At 68.0% G+C, this 22,756-nt stretch carries 22 protein-coding genes; 18 read left to right on the forward strand and 4 right to left on the reverse strand.

Features of this window, described 5'->3' with window-relative positions; all coding sequences use genetic code 11:
- Positions 1-3 precede the first annotated feature (3 nt).
- Positions 4-654, forward strand: a complete 651-nt coding sequence (locus EV651_RS24190) for a GNAT family N-acetyltransferase (protein WP_133787529.1) — start codon at positions 4-6, stop codon at positions 652-654.
- Here EV651_RS24190 and EV651_RS24195 read toward each other — a convergent pair.
- Positions 592-1,134 (reverse strand): CGNR zinc finger domain-containing protein, encoded by a 543-nt coding sequence (locus EV651_RS24195; protein ID WP_166658749.1) that lies wholly within the window; start codon positions 1,132-1,134, stop codon positions 592-594. The two genes, EV651_RS24190 and EV651_RS24195, sit on opposite strands and share 63 nt — an antisense overlap.
- Positions 1,135-1,246: 112 nt before the next feature.
- Between EV651_RS24195 and EV651_RS24200 the strand changes: the two genes are divergently transcribed.
- From EV651_RS24200 to EV651_RS24235, 8 genes are all read left to right on the forward strand, one after another.
- Positions 1,247-2,206: a D-alanine--D-alanine ligase family protein gene (locus EV651_RS24200; protein ID WP_166658750.1), complete on the forward strand. Its 960-nt coding sequence runs from the start codon at positions 1,247-1,249 to the stop codon at positions 2,204-2,206.
- A gap of 76 nt (positions 2,207-2,282) precedes the next feature.
- A complete protein-coding gene (locus EV651_RS24205) occupies positions 2,283-2,777 on the forward strand; it encodes an NAD(P)H-dependent oxidoreductase subunit E (RefSeq protein WP_166658751.1) in 495 nt (164 codons plus the stop codon).
- Positions 2,774-4,321 (forward strand): NADH-quinone oxidoreductase subunit NuoF, encoded by a 1,548-nt coding sequence (locus tag EV651_RS24210; protein WP_133787532.1) that lies wholly within the window; start codon positions 2,774-2,776, stop codon positions 4,319-4,321. The genes EV651_RS24205 and EV651_RS24210 overlap by 4 nt, the downstream gene beginning before the upstream one ends.
- 76 nt (positions 4,322-4,397) lie before the next feature.
- Entirely contained in the window at positions 4,398-7,220 is a 2,823-nt protein-coding gene (fdhF, locus tag EV651_RS24215) for a formate dehydrogenase subunit alpha (protein ID WP_133787533.1), read from the forward strand.
- On the forward strand, positions 7,217-7,438 hold the full coding sequence (locus tag EV651_RS24220; RefSeq protein ID WP_133787534.1) for a formate dehydrogenase subunit delta: 222 nt from the start codon (positions 7,217-7,219) through the stop codon (positions 7,436-7,438). Before fdhF ends, EV651_RS24220 begins: the two co-directional genes overlap by 4 nt.
- Complete coding sequence (locus tag EV651_RS24225) at positions 7,435-8,739, forward strand: molybdopterin molybdotransferase MoeA (RefSeq protein WP_133787535.1); 1,305 nt, start codon at positions 7,435-7,437, stop codon at positions 8,737-8,739. The genes EV651_RS24220 and EV651_RS24225 overlap by 4 nt, the downstream gene beginning before the upstream one ends.
- Entirely contained in the window at positions 8,727-9,584 is an 858-nt protein-coding gene (gene fdhD / locus EV651_RS24230; protein WP_133787536.1) for a formate dehydrogenase accessory sulfurtransferase FdhD, read from the forward strand. Before EV651_RS24225 ends, fdhD begins: the two co-directional genes overlap by 13 nt.
- Positions 9,581-10,060 carry an SRPBCC family protein gene (locus EV651_RS24235; RefSeq protein ID WP_133787537.1) on the forward strand — a complete coding sequence of 160 codons (480 nt, stop codon included), beginning with the start codon at positions 9,581-9,583 and terminating at the stop codon, positions 10,058-10,060. The genes fdhD and EV651_RS24235 overlap by 4 nt, the downstream gene beginning before the upstream one ends.
- Here the strand turns inward: EV651_RS24235 and EV651_RS24240 are convergent, their stop codons facing one another.
- On the reverse strand, positions 10,061-10,513 hold the full coding sequence (locus EV651_RS24240) for a MerR family transcriptional regulator (RefSeq protein ID WP_133787538.1): 453 nt from the start codon (positions 10,511-10,513) through the stop codon (positions 10,061-10,063).
- 174 nt (positions 10,514-10,687) lie between these two features.
- Positions 10,688-11,728, reverse strand: a complete 1,041-nt coding sequence (locus EV651_RS24250) for an aminotransferase class V-fold PLP-dependent enzyme (protein ID WP_133787539.1) — start codon at positions 11,726-11,728, stop codon at positions 10,688-10,690.
- A 137-nt stretch (positions 11,729-11,865) separates the two neighbouring features.
- Here EV651_RS24250 and EV651_RS24255 point away from each other — a divergent pair, with 137 nt between their 5' ends.
- The 8 genes from EV651_RS24255 to EV651_RS24290 all read left to right on the forward strand — a co-directional run bounded on the left by EV651_RS24255 (position 11,866) and on the right by EV651_RS24290 (position 19,611).
- Complete coding sequence (locus EV651_RS24255; protein WP_133787540.1) at positions 11,866-12,906, forward strand: aldo/keto reductase; 1,041 nt, start codon at positions 11,866-11,868, stop codon at positions 12,904-12,906.
- A gap of 74 nt (positions 12,907-12,980) precedes the next feature.
- Positions 12,981-13,169: a hypothetical protein gene (locus EV651_RS24260; protein ID WP_133787541.1), complete on the forward strand. Its 189-nt coding sequence runs from the start codon at positions 12,981-12,983 to the stop codon at positions 13,167-13,169.
- A 51-nt stretch (positions 13,170-13,220) separates the two neighbouring features.
- The gene (locus tag EV651_RS24265; RefSeq protein ID WP_133787542.1) at positions 13,221-14,231 is read left to right on the forward strand and encodes a LacI family DNA-binding transcriptional regulator; all 1,011 of its coding nucleotides are present in this window, start codon (positions 13,221-13,223) and stop codon (positions 14,229-14,231) included.
- A gap of 101 nt (positions 14,232-14,332) precedes the next feature.
- Positions 14,333-15,622 carry an extracellular solute-binding protein gene (locus EV651_RS24270; protein WP_133787543.1) on the forward strand — a complete coding sequence of 430 codons (1,290 nt, stop codon included), beginning with the start codon at positions 14,333-14,335 and terminating at the stop codon, positions 15,620-15,622.
- An 11-nt stretch (positions 15,623-15,633) separates the two neighbouring features.
- Positions 15,634-16,575: a carbohydrate ABC transporter permease gene (locus tag EV651_RS24275; protein WP_133787544.1), complete on the forward strand. Its 942-nt coding sequence runs from the start codon at positions 15,634-15,636 to the stop codon at positions 16,573-16,575.
- On the forward strand, positions 16,572-17,438 hold the full coding sequence (locus tag EV651_RS24280) for a carbohydrate ABC transporter permease (RefSeq protein WP_133787545.1): 867 nt from the start codon (positions 16,572-16,574) through the stop codon (positions 17,436-17,438). Before EV651_RS24275 ends, EV651_RS24280 begins: the two co-directional genes overlap by 4 nt.
- A gap of 21 nt (positions 17,439-17,459) precedes the next feature.
- A complete protein-coding gene (locus EV651_RS24285; RefSeq protein WP_133787546.1) occupies positions 17,460-18,959 on the forward strand; it encodes an alpha-N-arabinofuranosidase in 1,500 nt (499 codons plus the stop codon).
- Positions 18,960-18,984: 25 nt separating this feature from the next.
- The gene (locus tag EV651_RS24290; RefSeq protein ID WP_133787547.1) at positions 18,985-19,611 is read left to right on the forward strand and encodes a TMEM175 family protein; all 627 of its coding nucleotides are present in this window, start codon (positions 18,985-18,987) and stop codon (positions 19,609-19,611) included.
- Here the strand turns inward: EV651_RS24290 and EV651_RS24295 are convergent.
- Positions 19,586-20,038, reverse strand: a complete 453-nt coding sequence (locus EV651_RS24295) for a GNAT family N-acetyltransferase (RefSeq protein ID WP_133787548.1) — start codon at positions 20,036-20,038, stop codon at positions 19,586-19,588. The genes EV651_RS24290 and EV651_RS24295 overlap by 26 nt on opposite strands.
- A 125-nt stretch (positions 20,039-20,163) precedes the next feature.
- Between EV651_RS24295 and EV651_RS24300 the strand changes: the two genes are divergently transcribed.
- Positions 20,164-22,743, forward strand: a complete 2,580-nt coding sequence (locus EV651_RS24300) for a GNAT family N-acetyltransferase (protein ID WP_133787549.1) — start codon at positions 20,164-20,166, stop codon at positions 22,741-22,743.
- Positions 22,744-22,756: the final 13 nt, after the last annotated feature.

Below are 22,756 nucleotides of genomic sequence, written 5' to 3' on the forward strand. Positions count from 1 at the left end.
GCCATGATGAGGCGATGGCTGGAAGGCTGGCGGCTGTGCCGCGGCCTGGAGCCGGTGATCGAGTACGACGACGCGTACGCCGCCGTACTGGGACTCCCCGGCCGCGACCGCGAACTGTTCACCCGCACCGATGACCCGACGACTGTGGACCGGCTCGCCCGTGCCCTGCCCGCGGACACCTGGCTGACCGTCACCACGCAGCACGGCGCGGAGATCGCCCGCCGGCTGGCCGCTGCCGGGACCCGGCCGTTCGAAGAACAGAAGACGCTGATGTCGATCGACCTCCTCGCGCATCCCCACGCGACGGCCGAGATCGAGACGGACGGCCCGCTGGAGTACGTGAACGTCCTGGTGGACGGCACCGTCGCGGCGCACGGCATGGTGGCGATCGTCGGCGACGACGCCGTCATGCACGACATCCAGACCGAACCGGCGTACCGGAGGCGGGGACTCGGCAGCGTCGTGATGGGCGCCCTGGCCGGGCGAGCGCTCGAGCGCGGCGCACGGACCGGGCTGTTGATGGCCACGACCGACGGCTTTCACCTGTACCGCAAGCTCGGTTGGTCGCCGGAGGCCACCATGGTCACGGCCTCAGGAGTTGCGGACCCGCGCCCGATGGGCGGCGACCTTGGCGCGGTTCTGACAGGCGGTTGAGCAGAACCGCTGGTTCCCGTTCCGCGTCGAGTCCAGGAACAAATCGTCGCACCGGCCCGCCTCGCACCGGCGGAGCCGCTGCCCCTCGTCGCTCCCGAGCAGCATCGCCACGGCGGTGGCGAATTCGGCCAGCCAGCCGGTCGCGTCGTCGGGACTTCCGAAGTGCAGGTGCCAGGGCGCGCCCCCGTCGCGGGTCAACTGCGGCGCGGCCTTGGTTTCCTTGAGCAGTGCGTTCACCAGTTCGACGGCACGATCGACGGCGGGGAGGCTGCCGAGGGCGTCGTACAACGTCTTCCCTCCGGCGGCGTAGTCGGCGGGATCGACGGCGGGCGGTTGGTTGGTGGTCAGGCGCAGTACGGCGTCGACCGCCGCAGCGTCCGGGGGAACCGCCGGGCGCCCCTGCCGCTCGGCTGACCCGAAGGTGTTGGCCAGCGCGATCGCGGCCTGCAAGGACGCCTGCAGATGATCGGTGGCTTGCACCGCTCCAGTATCGCTCATTCTTGTGGAGGAGGTGCGTCATACCAGGGTCGTAGACAGACATCCGCCCGCACTCCGATGATTCCGACCGTTGCCAGAAACAACAATGACGAGTATGAAGGTCGCGGTGGTGATGGGTGGGCCGGGTCCGGAGCGCGACGTGTCGCCGGCCAGTGGCAAGGGGATCCTGAAGGCCGTCGAACTGCTGGGCCACATGGCGATCCCGCTGGTGATCGATGCTGAGGGCAACTGGCTGGACGGGCAGCACGAAGCGATCGAGCTCCTGCAGGCGTGCGATGTCACGATCCCGGCATTGCACGGCGAGGGCGGCCGATTGCAGGGTTTTCTCGAACAGCTGCACATCCCGTACGTCGGCAGCGGGATCGCCGCCAGCGCGGTCGGACTGGACAGGCACCTGACCAAGGCAGTCCTGAAGGCACATGGGATCCCGGTGACGCCCGGTGTAACGCTGCGCGGCACTGAACTGACCGACACCGAAGCGACGTTGCAGAAGCTGAAAGCAGCCGGTCTGGACTTCCCGCTGTTCGTGAAACCGGCGGCCGGCGGCTCGAGTTCGGGCGTGACCCGCGCGACGAACCTGCCGACGCTGCTGGCCGCGATCGCGGAAGCCACCGCGTTCGGTCCGCGGGTGCTGGTCGAGCGCGAGATGGAGGGTCGCGAGATCGACCTCGCGGTGCTGGAGTTTCCGGACGGGCGGGTGGAGACGGCGCCGGCGCTGGAGATCCATGCGGATCCGGAACAGCCTTTCTTCGACTCGACCGCGAAACACAACAGCAACGGCCCGCGGTCCGTCGCACCGGCCCGAATCGATCCCGAACTCGCGGTGCGACTACGCCGTACGGCGATCGACGTGTTCGAGGCACTCGGCTGCGCGGGGATGGCCCAGGTGGACTTCTTCGTACCCCGCGACGGCGAGCCGGTCGTCAAAGAGATCAACACCTTCCCCAACTTCACGCCGGCGTCACAGTTTCCCCGAATGTGGGCCGCGGCAGGCATGTCGTACACCGACCTCGTCAACACCCTGATCCGCACGGCGATGGGGCGCACAGCCTGAGTTGATAGGTGATGGCTATCGGCTCATAGGCAGCATTGCTTTGACCGGGGTGGGTTGGCGACGGAATGTTGTATACATGACGAGTGAGGTCGTGGCCGCCGCCCCTGTCCCGGTTCCCGCGCGGGCCCAGCGAGTGCGGGAGATCGCGGAGGAACTGTGCGGTCTCCGTGGTGCGTTGATGCCGATCCTGCACGCGGTGCAGGAGGAGTTCGGGTACGTCGACCAGCCCGATGTCGCGGTGATCGCCGACGTACTGAACCTCGCGGTCGCCGAGGTGCACGGCGTCGTCACGTTCTACAAGGACTTCCGGCGTACGGCGGCGGGCCGCACGACCGTCGCGATCTGTCAGGCGGAAGCGTGCCGCTCGGTCGGCGCGGTCGAACTCGCCGAGTACGCGCAACGCACGATCGGCTGCGGGTTCGGCGAGACGACGTACGACGGTCGCGTCACCCTCGAAGAGATCTACTGCTTCGGCAACTGCGCCCTGGGCCCGGCAGTCCAAGTCGGCGGCAAACTCCACGGGCGGGTCACCACCACCCGCCTGAACGCGCTCCTCGGGGAGGCCCGATGACAACACCGGCGTCCGGCCTTCCAACTCGGGGAGTCACCCGCGTGTACGTACCGCGCGACTCCGCGGCCCGCTCCGTCGGAGCGGACGAGGTCGCGGAGCGGATCGCGGTGTCGGCGGCCGGAGTTGAAGTCGTCCGCACCGGGTCTCGAGGGATGTTGTGGCTGGAGCCGCTGGTGGAAGTGGAGACGGCCGCGGGACGGGTGGGGTACGGGCCTGTGGCGCCGGAGGATGTGGATGGGCTGATTGCCTCCGGGATGCTGTCCGGCGACGGCGACTCTCTCGGGCTGGTGGAGGAGTTGCCGTGGATGAAGCGGCAGCAGCGAATGACCTTTCAGCGAGTGGGTGTGGTTGACCCGTTGTCGACCTCGGACTACGTGGCGCACGGCGGGACGCGCGGATTGCTAGCAGCGCTAGCGATGCCGCCGGCCGAGGTGGTCGAGACCGTCGTGGACTCGGGGCTGCGGGGACGTGGTGGGGCCGGGTTCCCGACCGGGATCAAGTGGCGGACGGTGCTCGGCGCCGAGGCGGACCTCAAGTTCGTCTGCTGCAACGCGGACGAGGGCGACTCCGGCACGTACGCGGACCGGATGCTGATCGAGGGCGACCCGTTCACCCTGATCGAGGGAATGACGATCGCGGCGTACGCCGTCGGCGCCGCGGAGGGCTATGTCTATCTGCGCTCGGAGTACCCGGACGCCGTCGCGACCCTCAGGGACGCGATCGAGCGAGCGCGCGACGAAGGCTGGTTGGGGCCGGACATTCTCGGCTCAGGGTTCGGCTTCGACCTGCACGTCCGGGTCGGCGCGGGTGCGTACATCTGCGGCGAGGAGACCTCGATGCTCGAGAGCCTGGAGGGCAAGCGCGGCATGGTCCGTGCGAAGCCTCCGATCCCTGCACTGGAAGGGCTTTTCGGCCGCCCGACCGTGGTCAACAACGTGTTGTCCCTGGCAACGGTTCCGATCATCCTCGCGGACGGGGCCGCACACTACACAGCGCACGGCACCGGACGCTCACGAGGCACCAGCGTCTTCCAGCTCGGCGGGAACGTCGCCCGCGGCGGGATCGTCGAGACCGCGTTCGGGATCACGCTCGGCGAACTGGTGAACGACTTCGGCGGCGGTACGTCGTCCGGTCGGCCGGTGCGGGCGGTCCAGGTCGGCGGTCCGCTCGGCGCCTATCTCCCGGTCGAGCAGTTCGACCTGCCGATGGACTACGAGGCGTTCGCGGCGGCCGGCGCGATGGTCGGTCACGGCGGGATCGTGGTGTTCGACGAGACCGTGGACATGGCGGCGATGGCGCGGTTCGCGTTCGAGTTCTGCGCCGCCGAGTCGTGCGGCAAGTGCACGCCGTGCCGGGTCGGCGCGGTCCGCGGCGTCGAGACCGTCGACCGGATCGTGTCCGGCACCGACCGCGCCAAGAATCTGGTCGTTCTCGAGGACCTGTGCGAACTCATGACCGACGGCTCGCTCTGCGCCATGGGCGGCCTCACCCCGATGCCAGTACGCAGCGCCGTCCGCCATTTCGGAGAGGACTTCCACGTATGAACGAGCGAAGCGAGTTCATCATCAAACACAGCCCCACTTGCGCCTCATTCGCGCCCGGAGCGAAGCGAGGACGTGAATGAGCTTGCTCAAGGAACCTGACTTCGGTACGCCGGCCCGCGCCGGTGCGGCAACGGTCGAGCTGACCGTCGACGGCGTTCCCGTCAAGGTGCCACCCGGTACGTCGGTGATGCGGGCGGCGAAGGAGGCGGGCGTCGACGTACCGAAACTGTGCGCGACCGACAACCTGGAGGCGTTCGGGTCGTGCCGGCTGTGCGTGGTCGAGATCGACGGCGTGAAAGGTACGCCGGCTTCCTGTACGACGCCGTGCCGGGACGGCATGGTGGTGCGGACGCAGAACGAGCGGCTCGGGAAACTGCGCCGCGGCGTGATGGAGTTGTACATCTCCGACCACCCGCTCGACTGCCTGACTTGCTCCGCGAACGGTGACTGCGAACTGCAGGACATGGCCGGCGTCACCGGGCTGCGCGAAGTCCGCTACGGCTCCGGCGTGGAGGCCGGCGCCAACCACATGGACCTGCCGACCGATTCCTCCAACCCGTACTTCGACTTCGAGGCGTCCAAGTGCATCGCCTGCTCGCGGTGCGTGCGCGCGTGTGACGAAGTACAGGGAACGTTGGCGCTGACGATCGAGGGGCGTGGGTTCGATTCCAAGGTCGCGGCCGGTGCCGGGGTGTCGTTCTTCGAGTCGGACTGTGTGTCCTGCGGCGCCTGTGTGCAGGCCTGTCCGACCGCGACGTTGCAGGAGAAGTCGGTGGTCGAGCTCGGGATGCCGACCCGGACGGTGCTGACGACCTGCGCGTACTGCGGTGTCGGGTGCTCGTTCAAGGCGGAGCTCCGCGGTGACGAACTGGTCCGGATGGTGCCGTACAAGAACGGCGGCGCGAACGAAGGCCACTCGTGCGTCAAGGGCCGGTTCGCGTTCGGCTACGCGTCGCACCCGGACCGGGTGCTGGAGCCGATGGTGCGGAACACGATTTCGGAACCGTGGCGGAAAGTTTCCTGGGAGGCCGCGATCTCGTTCACCGCGAGCCGGCTCCGGGAGATCCAGGCCGCACACGGCCAGGGCTCGATCGGGGCGATCACCTCGTCGCGGACCACGAACGAGGAGGTGTACGCGGTTCAGAAAATGGTCCGCGCAGTTTTCGGAAACAACAACGTCGACACCTGTGCGCGGGTCTGCCACTCGCCGACCGGGTACGGGCTGAAGCAGACCTTCGGGGAATCGGCCGGAACGCAGGATTTCCGTTCCGTCGACGAGTCCGACGTGATCCTGGTGATCGGGTCCAACCCGACCGACGCGCACCCGGTCTTTGCCTCCCGGATGAAGCAGCGGATCCGGCAGGGCGCGCAGCTGATCGTGATCGACCCGCGCCGGATCGACCTGGTCCGGTCGCCGCACATCGAGGCGGCGTACCACCTGGAGCTCAGCCCGGGCACGAACGTCGCGATCATCAACGCGCTTGCGCATGTCGTGGTCACCGAGGGACTGGTGGATCGCGAGTTCGTCGCGAGCCGGTGCGAGGACTTCGAGGCCTGGGAAGAGTTCATCGCGCAGCCCCAGCACAGCCCGGAAGCGGTGGCCGAGATCGCCGGCGTACCGGCGGCGAAGATCCGCGAGGCGGCCCGGCTGTACGCGACCGGCGGGAACGCCGCGATCTACTACGGCCTCGGCGTCACCGAGCACAGCCAGGGCTCGACCATGGTGATGGGCATGGCGAACCTCGCGATGGCGACCGGCAACATCGGCCGGCCGGGCGTCGGGGTGAACCCGATGCGCGGGCAGAACAACGTGCAGGGCTCGTGCGACATGGGTTCGTTCCCGCACGAGCTGCCCGGGTACCGGCACGTGTCGAACGAGGACGTCCGCGACATCTACGAGAAACTGTGGGGTACGCCGATCCTCGACGAGCCCGGGCTGCGGATCCCGAACATGTTCGACGCCGCGATCGAGGGCTCGTTCAAGGCGCTGTTCGTACAGGGCGAGGACATCGCGCAGTCCGACCCGAACACGCAGCACGTGTTCGCTGCACTCGGTGCGCTGGAGTTCCTCGTCGTCCAGGACCTGTTCGTCAACGAGACGGCGAAGTTCGCGCACGTGTTGTTGCCCGGGACATCGTTCCTGGAGAAGGACGGCACGTTCACGAACGCGGAACGGCGGATCAACCGGGTGCGGCCGATCATGGCGCCGCGCACCGGGAAGCAGGAATGGGAGATCATCTGCGAGATCGCGCAGGCGATGGGATACCCGATGCGCTACGACTCAGCGGCGCAGATCATGGACGAGATCGCCATGACGACGCCGACGTTCATGGGCGTCTCGTTCCAGAAGCTCGACGAGCTCGGGTCGATCCAGTGGCCGTGCAATGTGGAGCATCCGGAAGGTACGCCGATCATGCACGAGGACGAGTTCACCCGCGGCAAGGGCCGGTTCATGGAGACCGTGTACGTGCCGACGTCCGAACGGTCGACGCGCAAGTTCCCGTTGATCCTGACGACCGGGCGGATCCTCTCGCAGTACAACGTGGGGGCACAGACCCGGCGTACGGCGAACGTCGCGTGGCATGCCGAGGACGTGCTGGAGATCCATCCGCACGACGCCGAGGTGCGCGGCATCACGGACGGGGACACGGTGGCGTTGTCGAGCCGGGTCGGACGGACCGAGCTACGCGCGACGATCTCGGACCGGATGCCGGTGGGCGTCTGCTACACCACGTTCCACCATCCGGTGAGCGGCGCGAACGTCGTCACCACGGAGAACTCCGACTGGGCCACCAACTGCCCCGAGTACAAGGTGACCGCGGTCCAGGTCGACCTGATCCCGGCGCCGGTCGCCGCTGAGTCCACCCGGAAGCCTGTCGTTGCCGGCGGCAATCGATGAGCGGCGGCGTACCGTCGTACGTGCGGCTGGCGAACGAGATCGCGGCGCAGTTCGCGCACCGTCCGCCCGCGGACGCCGCCACCGCGATCGCGAACCACCTGAACGCCGTGTGGGACCCCCGGATGAAACGGGCGCTGATCGCGCACGTCGCCTCCGGAGCCGCCGACCTCGACCCGGCCGCAGCGCTCGCCGCCCAGCAGCTCCAGGCCCCCGCATGACCCAGCCCGACGCGACCAAGGCGGGGATACCGTCCGGCGTGCGGGATCGGTTCGACAAGCGGGGGCGGGTCGGAGAGGGTGGGCCTGTGGAGGACGGGCCTGGGCGCAGAACTGAACGTCGGCCACGGCGGGACGTGGTGCCGTGGGACGTGGCTCGGGCCTTGGCTCATGCTGTGGCGCGGCCGGGAGCCGTCGTACGGCGCGCATTGGACGAGGCTGACGGGTGCGTACTGGCCACGCCGCTGGTGTCGCCGGTTGCGGTGCCGCCGGTGGATCGGGCGGCGATGGACGGGTACGCCGTACGTGGCTCCGGGCCGTGGTGCGTGGCCGGGCAGGTGAAGGCCGGGACCGCGGATCCGGGTGAGCTGGCGGACGGTCAGGCGACCGGGATCGTCACCGGTGCGGCGGTGCCCGCCGGTGCGACGTCCGTAGTGCGGTCGGAAGACGCTGTGGTGACGGGCGACCGGCTGGACGGACCGTCCGAGAACGGGCGGCACATCCGGCGCGCAGGCGAGGAATGCCGCCCCGGCGACCAGCTGCTGCCGGCCGGAGTTGTCATCGACCCAGCCGTTCTCGGCCTCGCGGCAACCGTCGGCCTGAACCGTCTCACGGTCATCTCCCCACCCACGGTCGCCGCCCTGGTCACCGGCGACGAACTGGTCCGCCAAGGGCAGTCAACCCCTGGCCGGGTCCGTGACGCCATCGGCCCCATGCTCCCCGGCCTCATCACCCGCTCCGGCGCCAAACCGATCGCGGCGGTGCGGCATCTGCCGGACTCGCTCGATCAATTGCTGAGCGCGCTGCGGGAAACCGAAGCCGATCTCGTCCTTGTCTCCGGCTCTTCCGCCTCCGGACCAGCCGATCACCTCCGGCCGGCCCTCAAGACGCTGGGCGCCGACCTGATCGTCGACGGAGTGGCCTGCCGCCCCGGGCATCCACAGGCGCTCGCACAACTTCCGGACGGACGCCTCGTAGTCGGCCTCCCCGGCAACCCGTTCGCCGCCCTCGTCGCGTTCCTGACCCTGGGCGTCGCCGCCATCACCCGTATGCGCGGCCTCCCGCTCCCCGAGCTCACCAACATCGCAGTCCCCGGCGGGATCCCCTGCCACCCCACCAGCACTCGACTGGTCCCGGTCCGGCTCACCGCGCAAGGCGCCGTACCCGTCGGCCACGGCGGCGCCGCCATGCTCCGCGGCCCTGCCACCGCCGACGCCCTCGCCGTAGTAGCTCCTGGCCCCGCCGAAGCCATCGCTGCCCGCCTCCTCCCCCTCGACCCCGGGTCCCGTCCATGGGGCGGTTGATCGCGCGGCGGCCGGTGGTGCAAGTCACCCCGGCCGGCAGCCGCTCCCGGCCCGACTCGATCGCGGTCGAGGAGCCGCTCGAGTTGCGGGTCGACGGGAAACCGCTGGCCGTGACAATGCGTACGCCGGGCCACGACGTCGAACTCGCACACGGTTTCCTGCACACCGAGGGCGTGATCGGAAACGTCGACGACATCCGTGACGCGCGGTACTGCGACTCCCGCGACGACGAGGGCCGCAACACCTACAACGTCCTCGACGTCGGCCTCGCGCCCGGCGTACCCGCGCCCGTCACCGGCGTCGAGCGCAACTTCTACACCACCTCGTCCTGCGGCGTCTGCGGCAAGGCGTCCCTCGACGCGGTCCGCACCAAGACCCGTCACTCCCCGGCCGCCGACGACGTCACCGTCAGGTACGACGTACTCGCGACCCTCCCCGACGCACTCCGCGCCCGGCAGCAGGTCTTCGACCGCACCGGCGGCCTGCACGCGGCCGGTCTGTTCACGCCGACCGGCGAACTGCTCGTCGTCCGCGAGGACGTCGGCCGCCACAACGCGGTCGACAAGGTCGTCGGCTGGGCCTTGCTCAACGGGCGGATTCCCGCCCGCGGACTGATCCTGATCGTCTCCGGCCGAACCTCGTTCGAGCTCGCCCAGAAGGCGGTGATGGCCGGCATCCCGATCCTCGGCGCGGTCTCCGCCCCCAGTTCACTCGCCATCGACCTCGCCGCCGAGTCCGGCCTGACCCTCGCCGGCTTCATCCGCAACGGCAATCTGAATCTCTACAGCCGCCCCGAACGGGTAAATGTCGAGTCGGCTGAGGTGCGTACGACGTACCGGGCATGAACGACTACGGAGTGACCGGTGCGACCACCGGCGTCGAGGTACTGATCAAGCTGCCGATCCACGAGGTCTGGTCCGGCATCACCGCGATCGAGCGGTACGGCGAGTGGAGCCCGGAGTGCATCTACGGCGCGTGGCTCGAGAAAGATGTCCGCTTCGAGGCGCGGAACCGATTCCCGGACGGGTTCGAGACGTACGTGACCTGCACGGTCACCGTCTTCGAGGAGCACAAGCGCTTCGGCTGGGACGTGTACGGCGACGAATCGGTCCCGTTCGCGCACTGGGAGTACGAGCTGGAGGACCGCGGCGCCGAGACCCTCGTCCGTCAGTCGTTCACCCACGGCCCGGGCCTCAGCGGGATGCGTCTGGGCGTCGTACAGGATCCGGACCACGCAGCCGAGTCCATCCAGCGCCGCCTCGACCAACTGGCGGCGAACATGCGGTCCACGCTCGCAGCCATGGAGTCGGCGCTCAGGTGATCAGGACGCCTCGCTGGCTGTCTGTGTGGTCGGTGTGGTCGGTGTGGTCGGTGTGGATGGCGTCACCCACACACAGTCGGCGGTGCCGGCGTTCACATGCTCCTCGTAGATGTCGACCTTCCAGGTGATCACGTTGAGGCACTCGTTGAGTTCCTCGATCTGCGCGCGCACGTGGTCCTGATGACTCTTGAGCAGGGCCAGCCGGTCCGCCTCGTTGCCGGCCCCCTGCCGGACCAGGTCCGTGTACTTACGGATGGTGTCGAGCGGCATCCCGGACGAGCGGAACTTGATGCACATGTTCAGCCAGTCGACGTCGTCCTCGGTGTAGACGCGCCGCCCGTTCGACTCCCGCCGTACCGGGTCTGCCAGCAGGCCCTCACGCTCGTAGAACCGCAGCGCGTGCACGCTCAACCCGGTCCGCTCCGCGACCTGCCCGATGCTCAGTCCACCCATGTCGGCACCTTAGGGCATGTCTCCCAATCCCACGCCGTCGCGAGCAGGTGCTCGGTGCGGTGCATCGGCGTGCGGGGGTGAAGGTCTCGATGCGGAGCATCGTGGCCTTTGCACCCGTGCGGCGAGGTGCCGTGCCGAGTGCCGCGCAGTAGGCGTGGGGTTGGGAGACATGCCCTAACCCCGGATCAAAGGCTTCAGCGCGGACAGAGCGTGCTGTACGTCGTCATGGGTCGAGTAGATGTGGAACGACGCGCGCAGCTTCCCGTCCCGTACGGCGGCGCGGATCCCGGCCGACGCGAACGCCTCCTGCGCACCGGGCAGGCTCGTGCTGACGATCGCACTGTTCGACGGCTCGAGTCCGAGCCCGGCGCGGAACTCGTTCGCAAGCGCGAGGTTGTGCCGGTTGATCGTCTCGACGCCGATCTCCTCGATCAGCTCGAGCGCCGGCGCCGCGCCGACGAAGCTGAACCAGGCCGGCGACTGGTCGAACCTCCGCGCGGCCGGATCGAGCTCCATCACCGGGCCGTAGTACGACCCGTGGATGTCGCGGGCGGCGTACCAGCCCGCTGCCGACGGCCGGCAGCGCTCCTGCAGCCGCGGCGAGAGGTAGCCGAGCGTCGCGCCGCGCGGTGACATCAACCACTTGTAGCTGTGGGCGATCAGCGCGTCGACACCGTCGACCGCGATCGGATGCCAGCCGACCGCCTGGGTCGCGTCGATCACCACGAGCGCATCAATCTGCTTGCTGGCGGCAACTACCGCGGGAAGGTCCAGGACGGCACCGGTCGACGACTGCACCGCACTCACCGCGACCAGGTCGATCCCCGGCGTGATCGCGGCGACCACCTCGTCACCCGGTACGGCGATCACCTCGACGCCACGGTCCGCGTGCACCTGCCACGGGAAAACGTTCGACGTGAACTCGACGTCGTCGGTCAGCACCTTCGCACCGTCCGGCAACGCGGCCGCGATCGGCGCCAGCGCCGCGGACACCGTGCTGCCGACGAACACGTTTTCCGCCGCCGCCCCGACCAGCCGCGCGAACGACTCCCGGGTCCGCCTCGTCGAGGCGTCCCACGGCTCCCAACTGGTCGCGCCGACCCGCCAATCGGCCAGCGCGGCCTGCAACGCCTCCCACGCCGGCCGCGGCGGCAGCCCGTACGACGCAGTGTTCAACCACCCGGGCTCCGGGTCCCACAGCTCCGCAATCTCCACTCCCCCACCCTATGCACCCAACTTTGAGAAGCCACCAACCGGATTCCCGCCCCGCAAATGGTCGGTGGCTTCTCAAAGTTGACCTAGAGAGGGCTCTAGCTCCTAGCGTTCGGGGGAGCCATTACGAAGGAGTGTTCATGCGTTATCGGATGCTGGGTGGGACCGGGATCGAGGTCAGTACGCACTGTCTCGGGGCGATGATGTTCGGGGCGGTCGGGAATCCGGATCACGACGAGTGCGTCCGGATCATCCACGCCGCACTTGACCAGGGGATCAACTTCGTCGACACCGCGGACATGTACTCCGCGGGCGAGTCCGAGACGATCGTCGGCAAGGCGCTGAAGGACCGCCGCGACGACGTCGTCCTCGCGACCAAGGTGCACTTCCCGTTCACCGAGGGCCGGAACCGGAGCGGGAACTCGCGGCGCTGGATCACCCGCGCGGTCGAGGACAGCCTGCGCCGGCTCGATACGGACTGGATCGACCTCTATCAGATCCACCGGCCGGACCACACCACCGACATCGAGGAGACGCTGTGGGTGCTGAGTGACCTGGTCAGTGCGGGCAAGATCCGCGCGTTCGGGTGCTCGGCGTTCCCGGCGGAGGACATCGTCGAGGCGTACCACGTCGCGGACCGGCGCGGGTACGGCCGCTTCAGGACGATGCAGCCGACGTACTCGATGATGGCCCGCGGCATCGAGAGGTCGGTGCTGCCGACCTGCCGCCGGCTGGGGATGGGCGTGCTGACGTACAGCCCGCTGGCGTTCGGCTTCCTGTCCGGGAAGATCCGCAAGAACCAGCCGATCGACATGACGTCGGGTCGCGCCGCGCTCGCCCCCGAGCGCTTCGACCCCACGCTGCCCGCGAACGCCGTGAAGTACGACGCCGTCGAGCAGTTCATCGAAGTTGCCGACGGCATCGGTACGACGTTGCCCGAGCTCGCAATGGCCTTCGTCACCACGCATCCCGCGGTCACATCCGTGATCTCCGGGCCGCGCACGATGGAGCAACTCGAGGGCCTGATCACCGCCGCGAACCTGACGCTCGACGACAAGACCCTCGACCGGATCGACGAGATCGTCCCACCCGGCACCGACCTGTACCGCGCCGACGTCGCCTGGCAACCCCAGTCCCTCGTCGACGTCACCCAACGCCGCCGCCCCCTGTCCGACCGCTGACTTTGGCGCAGCGGGTGGTTACTGACTGACAGGCCGTACTCTGGCACCAGCGACAACTGCTAGGGGAGGGTGCCATGAGCTTCGACAGGCCCGGCCTGCCACATGCCGGTCACGAGCTGGACCCGACGGTCGAGGACACGCTCCGCGAGGAGGGCGTCGAGCTGGCCGGCGACGAGCCCGACATCCCGGAGCATCCGGGCGGTCCGTCCGCCGGCCCGCAGCCGAACCCGCCACGCCGCCCGCCGCACGACACGGAGGACTGACAGCGTCGGCACCGAGTGCACTACCGTGGCGCTCATGATCGGGATGACGTCGTGGCGGTGACGATGCGCGATGTCGCGCGTAGGGCCGGCGTGTCCCCGAAGACGGTCTCGAACGTGATGAACGGGTACCCGTACATCCGCGAGGAGACCCGGACCAAGGTGCTCGCCGCGATCGATGCCCTCGGCTACCGGATGAACCTGTCCGCCCGGCACCTGAAGTCCGGCCGGACCGGCGTCATCGGGCTGGCCGTGCCGGAGCTCAGCCTGCCGTACTTCGGTGAACTCGCCGACCAGGTGATCGAGGCGGCCGACGAGCACGGGCTGACCGTGATGATCGAGCAGACCGGCGCGGACCGCGACCGCGAGCTGACCGTCCTCCATCGGCCCCGCGGCCACCTCGTGGACGGCCTGCTGTACAGCCCGCTCGGACTCGGCCAGGACGACATCGATCAGCTGAAGGTGAACACGCCGATGGTGCTGCTCGGCGAGCGCATCTTCCACAGCCCGGTCGATCACGTGATGATCGACAACGTCCCCGCCACGAAGGCCGTGGTCGAGCACCTGCTGACCCTCGGACGCAGGCGGATCGCGGTCCTCGGCGTCCACCCCGGCGAGCAGGTCGGCACCGCGGCCATCCGGTACGGCGCGTATGCCGAAACCCTCGCCGCGCACGGCCTCCCGGTACCGGAGGAGCTGGCGTTTCCGGCCGGCCGCTGGCACCGCTCGACCGGAGCCGAGGCGACCGAGCGACTACTCGCCTCGGGCCTGGAGTTCGACGCCCTCCTCGGCCTGAACGACACCCTCGCGCTCGGCGCGCTGCGGGTGCTCGCCCAGCACGGCATCCGGGTCCCGGACGACGTCGCGGTGGCGGGTTTCGACAACATCGACGAGGCCAGTTACAGCACGCCGAGTCTGACCACGGTCGACCCGGGCCGCACGGAGATCGCGAAGAAGGCCGTCGACCTGCTGGTCCGGCGGATGGCCGGCGACGACTCCGACCACGAGGAGATCGCCGCCCGCTACGAACTGCACACCCGCGAGTCCACGCTGGGCATCCACTAACGCAGCACCTGAGGTCTTGACGCCCAAGACAGCTCATGCGATCTTCTACACCGATGTAGTACACCGATGTAGATCGGTACTCCACTCCGCCTGGAGGACAGATGCCCCCTGACCCTGCCCTGTTTCGTCCAGGGCGTCGAGCAGTACTTGGTGGCCTGCTCGGCGCCCTCGCCCTCACCGGTTGCGGCACCCTCCGCACCAAGCCCAAGGTCCGCGAGTGGAACCTGTTCGGCGGCGGCGACGGCGCCCGCCTGCTGCAGATCCACCAGCAGTACGTCGCCGAGCACCCGGACGTCGCGTTCGAGGCGCACACCCTCGCCTGGGGCCCGCCGTTCTACACCAAGCTCGCGATGTCCGCGGCCGGTGGGCGGGCGCCCGAGGTGGCGACCCTGCACCTGTCCCGGCTCAAGGGTTTCAGCCCGACGACGATGCTCGACCCGATCCCGGTGGACCTGCTCGCCGACGCCGGGGTCACCGAGTCCGACTTCCTGCCGACGTCCTGGAACCGCGCGATCGTCGACGGCAAGCTGTACGCCGTACCGCTCGACACGCACCCGTTCGTCCTCTACTACAACACCGAGATCTGCAAGAAGGCCGGGCTGCTCGGTGCGGACGGCAAGATCAAGACCGTCAAAGGCGTCGACGCGTTCTTCGACATGCTGAAGGCGGTCAAGGACGTGACCGGAAAGTTCGGCGCTTCGGTCGAGACCACCAACCCGTGGCGGCTCTGGTGGACGCTCTACGGACAACTCGAAGGAAAGTTCTTCGACGAGACCGGTACGCGGCTGATTCTCGACGACGCCAAAGCGCTGGAAGCCCTGAGCCTGATGGCGAAACTCGCCGCCGACGGGCTCACGCCGCGGTCGTCCAACTACTCCGCCTTGGTCGCGCAGTTCAGCAACGGTGACGCCGGCCTGAGTTTCAACGGGGAGTGGGAAGTCACGACGTACCAGACCGCGAAGATGCCGTTCAGTATGGCGCCGTTCCCGGTCGTGTACGACGTACCGAAGTACGCCGGTGACGCGCACACGTTCGTGCTGCCGCACCAGAGCAACCGGAACAAGGACGACACGAAGGCGACGGTCGAGTACATCGCCTGGATGCTCAAGCACAGCGCGGAATGGGCGGCCGGTGGCCACGTTCCGGCGTACCAGCCGGTGGCGAAGAGTCAGGAGTACCTGGACCTCAACCCGCAAGCGGAGTACCGCAGCGTCGCGCCGGACGTGCTGTTCGACCCGGACGCCTGGTTCAGCGGGTCCGGTGCACAACTGCAGAACGAGGCCGCCGCGGCGTTCAGCGGCGTCTTCTCCGGTCAGGCGACGCCGAAGGCCGCGCTCGCGCAGTTCAAGGCCGCCACCCAGAAGCTCCTCGACACCCCGTCACCGGTTTAAGGAGGTCGGTCATGGCCGTAGAAACACCACCGCGCGTCACCCCCGGTACGTCGCCGACCGCGGCGAAGGCGGGGACCGGACAGCCCTGGCGGGAACGCTGGGGCGGCCTGTTCTTCGTGGCGCCGTTCCTGCTGCTGTTCGTGCTGTTCATGCTCTGGCCGATCGTCTCCGGCCTGTGGAACAGCTTCTTCAACACCAGCCTCGCCGGCGTCAAGCACGAGTTCCTGGGCCTGCAGAACTGGCAGGATCTGTTCGGCGACCCGGCTGTCTGGTCGTCGCTCAAGAACACCCTTGTCTTCACCGCGATGAGTACGCCGCCGCTGGTGATCATCGCGCTCGTCATGGCGCTGCTCGCCAACCGCAAAGGCTTGCTCGGCTGGCTGTTGCGGTTCTCGTACTTCGCTCCGTTCGTCCTGCCGGCCACCGTCGTGACGCTGATCTGGGTGTGGATCTACCAGCCCGGGTTCGGCCTGGTGAACGGCCTGCTGACGGCCGGCGGGTTCGCGGAGATCGACTGGCTGAACACCGAGAACCGGGCGATGCTCGCCGTGGTGATCACCACCGTCTGGTGGACGGTCGGGTTCAACTTCCTGCTCTATCTGGCCGCCCTGCAAGGGATTCCGGCCCAGGTGTACGAGGCGGCCCAGATCGACGGAGCGAACGGCCGGCAGCAGCTGTTCCGGATCACGCTGCCGTTGCTGAGCCGCACCACCGGGCTGATCGTCGTACTGCAGTTGGTGGCGTCGCTGAAGATCTTCGACCAGATCTACCTGATGACCAACGGGGGCCCGAACTACGCGACCAGGCCGATCATCCAGTACATCTACGAGTCCGGCTTCACCAGCTACCGGATCGGCTACGCGTCCGCGATCTCCTACCTGTTCTTCGCGATCATCGTGATCGTCGCAGTAGCCCAGTTCAAACTCTTCTCCGGCCGAGGGGAGGCAGAGTGACGACCGCCACCTTGCCTATAGCAACCAAGCCCAGCCGCCCGCCACGCTGGACCTTTCCGAAGGCGGCGAGTGCCGTTGGAGCGGTGATCCTTGCCATCGTCTGGCTGGTTCCGTTGCTCTGGGCCCTTGATACCTCGCTCAAGCCGGAGCCGGAGACGACTCGTGCTCCGATCACCTGGTTGCCGGAAGCGCCGACCGCCGGCGCCTACCGGAGCGTGATCGACCAGGGCGACCTGATCCGCTGGTTCTTCAACAGCACGATCGTGTCGGTCCTCGTGACGACGCTGACGCTGGTCGTGTCGGTGCTCGCGGCGTACGGCTTCTCCCGGACGAAGTTCCCGGGACGCAAGGTGCTGTTCGGCCTGATCATCGCCGGCATCCTGGTGCCGCCGCAGGTGCTGATCGTGCCGTTGTTCCAGGAGATGACCGGGCTAGGCCTGGTCGACACGTACTGGGGCATGGTGCTGCCGCAGGTGGTCGCGCCGGTGATGGTGTTCGTGCTGAAGAAGTTCTTCGACGGGATCTCCCGCGACTACGAGGACGCCGCCCGGGTCGACGGCGCGTCCCGCTGGCGGATCGTCTGGAGCGTGATGGTGCCGATGTCGCGCCCGATCCTCGTTGCCGTCGGCATCTTCACCTTCATCGGGGCCTGGAACAACTTCCTCTGGCCCTTCATCGTGACCACCGACCCGTCAATGATGACGATCCCGGTCGGCCTCGCCAACGTGCAGGGCTCGTACGGCCTGCGCTACGCCCAGATCATGGCCTCCGCCGTACTGGGCGGCCTTCCCTTGCTGATCGTTTACGCCTTGTTCCAGCGCCACGTCGTCCGCGGTGTCGGCGATGCCGGAATCAAGGGCTAGACACACGACAGGAGCAACCTCGTGCCCACTGCCAACTTGACCATCGATCCTGCCTTCACGGTCGCGCCCGTGAATCGCCGGACCTTCGGAACCTTCGTCGAGCACATGGGCCGGTGTGTCTACACCGGTATCTACGAGCCCGGCCACGCGACCGCCGACGAGGACGGTTTCCGTGAGGACGTCCTGGAACTGACCCGTGAGCTGGGTGTTTCCGTGGTCCGCTATCCCGGCGGAAACTTCGTTTCCAACTACCGCTGGGAGGACGGCGTCGGCCCGCGCGCCGACCGGCCCCGGCGTCTCGACCTCGCCTGGCACAGTGTCGAGACGAACGAGTTCGGGCTGGACGAGTTCAGCCGCTGGTGCGCCAAGGCCGGCGTCGAGCCGATGATGGCGATCAACCTCGGGACCCGCGGTGTCCAGGAGGCGCTCGAACTCCTCGAGTACACGAACCATCCGGGCGGTACGACGTTGTCCGACCTGCGCGAGCAGCACGGTGCGTCGCCGTACGGGATCAAGTTGTGGTGCCTCGGCAACGAAATGGACGGACCGTGGCAGGTCGGGCACAAGACCCCGACCGAGTACGGGCGGCTCGCGGCGGAGACCGCGCGGGCGATGCGGATGATCGACCGGGACCTGCAGTTGGTCGCGTGCGGCTCGTCGTCGTCGAAGATGCCGTTGTTCGGGACCTGGGAGCGGGACGTACTGCGGGAGACGTACGAGTTCGTCGAGTACATCTCGTGTCACGCGTACTACGGCAACGACGACGGTGACACCGCCTCGTTCCTGGCGTCCGCGGTGGACATGGACCATTTCATCGAATCCGTGGTGGCGACCGCCGACCACGTCGGAGCGGAACTCAAGAGCAGCAAGAAGATCGGCATCTCGTTCGACGAGTGGAACGTCTGGTACGGCGAACGCTCCCGCCGTACCGACGGACCGGGCGATCAGTGGGAGGTGGCGCCACGTCGGATCGAGGACGAGTACAACGTCACCGATGCGGTGGTGGTCGGCAACCTTCTGATCTCGTTGCTGCGGCACAGCGACCGGGTCGGCGTGGCCTGTCTCGCGCAGCTCGCGAACGTGATCGCACCGATCATGACCGAGCCCGGCGGCGCGTCCTGGCGGCAGCCGACGTTCCACCCGTTCGCGATCACGTCCCGGCTCGCGGCCGGCCAGGTGCTCCGCGTCGAAACCGACTCGCCCGTCGTGACCACGGCGAAGTACGGCGAGGTGTCCGCTGTCGACGCGGTCGCGACGTACGACGACGGCAAGCTCGCGGTCTTCGCGGTCAACCGGTCGACCGACGGTCCGATCGAGGTCACGGTCGATATCAGCCGCAGCGGGGTGACGACCGTCGACGAGGCGGTGATCGTGCACGACGAGGACGGGCTGGCGACCAACACCGCGGCCCACCCGGATCGCATCACCCCCCAACCGGCCGACGCCCGCCTCGCCGACGGCAAACTGACGATTACGCTACCGGCGATCAGCTGGACAGCGCTTTCGCTGTCGACGAACTGATCAAGCTGGCTCAGACTGTGTCTCCGTGAGCACACAGTCCGACCTTGCCGAGACGGGTCGTCTCGAAGCTTTCAGTGACGGCGTCTTCGCGATCGCGATCACCCTCCTCGTCCTCGAACTCCGCAGCCCCGAGCTCGAGGAGGGTGAGCGGTTGTGGCCGGCGCTGCTGCACGAGTGGCCGCAGTTCGCGGCGTACCTGACCAGCTTCGCGATCCTCGGCATCATGTGGGTCAACCACCACTCGATGTTCCGCCAGATCCAGCGCGCGGATCGTGGGCTGATGTTCCTCAACCTGTTGCTGCTGCTGTGGGCGACGCTGCTGCCGTTCCCCACCAGCCTGTTCGCGGAGCACCTCGAGGACGAGTCGAGCAACGCGCATGTCGCGGCCGCCGTCTACAGCGCGAACCTGACGCTGGCGGCGATCGCATTCAGCCTGATCTGGTGGTACGTGCTGCGCAACCACCTGGTCGACCACGACATGTCCAAGGCGGAGATGCGCAAGTCCCTCATCCGCTACTCGCTGGGCACCGTCATCTACGGAGCCTGCATCGGAATCTCGTTCGTCTCCGCCCAGCTGACCCTGCTGCTCGTGTTCCTGCTGGCCCTGTACTACGGGTTCGAGCAGGTCAGGACCCGCGGCGGAACTGCGTAATGTAGATGCCGGGAGCAACTTCTATTTCGCCGATCGTGGCGTAGTCGCGGGACTTGTAGAGGTTGACGGCCGGAGTGTTGGCTGAGCCCGTGGAGACCAGGCTGACCGGTCGTGGTTCGATCTGGTCGACGTGGTCGAGGAGGGCTCGGCCGTGGCCGCGGCGGGCGTGCGCGGGGTCGACGATCAGACGGGAGATCTCGACGGTGCGGTCGTCCGGCAGCTCATAAGCGACGGCGCCGACGAGGTGTGATCCGTCGTACCGGCCGAGCCAGAGTTCGGTCGAGGACATCAGGCCGTCGAGGTCTTCCTGGAGCGGCGGGATGCCGTCGAAGCCGATCAGCTCGGCCTCCACGGCGTACGCGGCGTGCTGGATCGTCAGCAGTCGCTCGGCGAGAACGCGGTCGGTCAGGTCGAGCGGCGTGATCACAGCCGTCAGATTACGCGGCCTTCCCGGCCATGCCTCACGATGGTGCTCCAGCGAGAATTGCGGTTGTGGGGCGGATCGCCGACTTGTAAGTTAGGGCAGCCTAACTAACTGAAGTGGGGACTGTTGTGAACGCGAGGGTGTTCCGGGACACGTACGGCGTACCGCACCTGCAGGCCGGGGATCCGCTCGCGTTGGTGTACCTGCAAGGAGTGAACGCCGCCCGGGACCGCGCCTGGCAGCTCGAACTGGAGCGCCGGCGGTACCTCGGGACGAGCGCGGCGTTCCTCGGGGCGGAGGCGGCCGGGTGGGACGTGTTCGCGCGGCAGGCGCGATTGGCGGACACAGCGCAGCGGTGTTTCGAGTCGCTCGACGACGAGACGCGCGAGTGGGTCACGGCGTACGTCGAGGGGGTGAACCATGCGCTGCCGGGTGGTGCGTTGCGCGCGCCGGAGTTCGCCCAGACCGGGCTGACGTTGCAGAAGTGGGAGCCGTGGGCGCCGCTCGGGATCTGGTTGGCGGTGCACATCCTGTTCGCCGGGTTCCCTTCGAAGCTTTGGCGCACCCATGTCGCGCAGCGGCTCGGGGACGCGTCGCTGGAGTTGTTCTCGTCGGAGGGTCCGCATGGGGCGGGGAGCAACGGGTGGTTGATCCCGGGATCGCACACCGCCAGCGGTCAGGCGATTGTTGCGGGCGATCCGCATCGGTACATCGAGAGCCCGGGTGTGTATCAGCAGATCCGGCTGACGTGCCCTGAGTACGACGTACTCGGGCTTGCGGTTCCTGGGATTCCGGGGCTCGCGCACTTCGGGCACACCGGCAGCGTCGCCTGGTCCATCACCAACGCGATGGCTGACTACCAGGACCTGTACGCCGAACAACTCCGTCGAACCGACTCGGGCGTAGAAGCGCTCGGCCCGACCGGCTGGGAGCCGGCATCGCTCCACACCGAGGTGGTCGAGGTCGCCGGCGCCGAACCCGTCGAGATCGAAGTGATCGAGACCGAACGCGGCCCGGTGATCATGCAGGATGCCCACGACGCGGAGCGGGCGACCTCTCTGCGTTATCCGCCGCGCGTGACGGGCCGGCTCGGATTCGAGGTGATGAAGCGGTTGCTGCGGGCAACTTCCGTTGCGGATGTCGACGCGGCCTTCGACGAGTGGGTTGAGCCGGTCAACGTCGTACTCGCGGCTGATACCGCAGGTGGTTTGCTCCATCGGACAGCCGGTGTCGTGCCCCGGCGGGCGCGGGAGAACACGTTGCGCGTCGTACCGGCCTGGGAGGCTGAGCACGCGTGGGACGGCTGGCACGAGATGCCGCGGGCGGACGTGGACGGCCCGGCGGTGATGGCCAACGCGCGGGGACTGGCAACGCCGTTGGGTGTCGAGTTCGCCGCACCCCACCGCGCCGACCGCATCCGCGAACTCGTGGAAGCGCGCGACGCCTGGACGGTCGACAACATGCCGACCATCCACCGCGACACGTACCTCGGCTCGGCCGGCTCCGTCCTGGACCTCCTGACCGACCTCGAAGATCTCTCCACCCAAGCAGTTGCCCTCCGCACCGAACTGCTCGCCTGGGACCGCCACATGGATGCCACGAGTACGACGGCATCGACGTACGCCGCGATCCGCAAGGCGCTCGTCTCCCGCCTCACCGACCACTTCACGATGCTCGAGAACGCCGACGTCGCCGAGATCTTCATCCCCTGGATGGACCCGCTCACGCATGTCTCATATGCGCTCGAGAACCTCCTCGCCACCGACCTGCTCCCGCACGTCAACATCCAGTGGCTTGCCCGCGAGGCGTTGGAAGAGGTGGCCGCCAACAGCCCGCGGCCGCCCTGGGGCGAGACCCATCAGCTCACACCGCTGCACGCGCTGCGCGGCGCGGTGTTCGCGCCAGGCGAGGAGCCGTACGACCTCAGCCTCTCCGGGGACCACCATTGCGTGATGTCGACGTCGAGCCTCCCAGGGCTCACCGACGTTTGCATCCGGGCGTCGGCGGCCCGTTATGCGTGGGACCTCGGCGACCGCTCGGCCAGCCGGTGGGTGGTGCCGCTCGGCGCGTCCGGCGTACTCGGAGATCCGCATCACCACGACCAGTTGCCGTTGTGGTTGCGCGGATCGCTCGTGCCGGCGGACGGTGCTGTGGTTCGTGAGGATCGCACGTACTCGGTTGTCGTCGACGGGTTCGGGACCGTGCGCATCGAGGAGGCGGATCCGTCGCGTGATCTCGATCTGATCTACGAGTGGGTGACGGCGGAGCGGGCGGCGTTCTGGGGTATGGGCGCGCTGTCGCGGGAGGAGATCGCGGCCACGTACCAGTTCCTGGACTCGGTGCCGACGCATCACGTGTACGTCGTGCGGCTGGACGACGTACCGGTCGCTCTCTTGCAGACGTACGACCCGCAGGCCGATCCCGCGGGTGCTGCGTACGAGGTCGCGGCGGGCGACCTCGGCGTACATCTGCTGATCGCGCCCGGCGAAACGCGGAGCGGGTTCACGGGTCAGCTGGTCGGCGCGCTGGTCCGCTTCGTGTTCGAGGAACTCGGGCATCCGCGGATCGTGGTCGAGCCCGACGTACGGAACACGCGCGCGATCGAACGCTTCCGACGCAGCGGGTTCACCCTCGGTCCCGAGGCCAAGATCATCCAGCCGGACGGCAGCACCAAGACGGCTCAGTTCGCGTTCCTCATCCAGTCCTGAGCGGGCCGCCGAG

It is taken from the genome of Kribbella sp. VKM Ac-2571, assembly GCF_004362255.1.
In the GTDB taxonomy this organism is placed as follows: domain Bacteria; phylum Actinomycetota; class Actinomycetes; order Propionibacteriales; family Kribbellaceae; genus Kribbella; species Kribbella pratensis.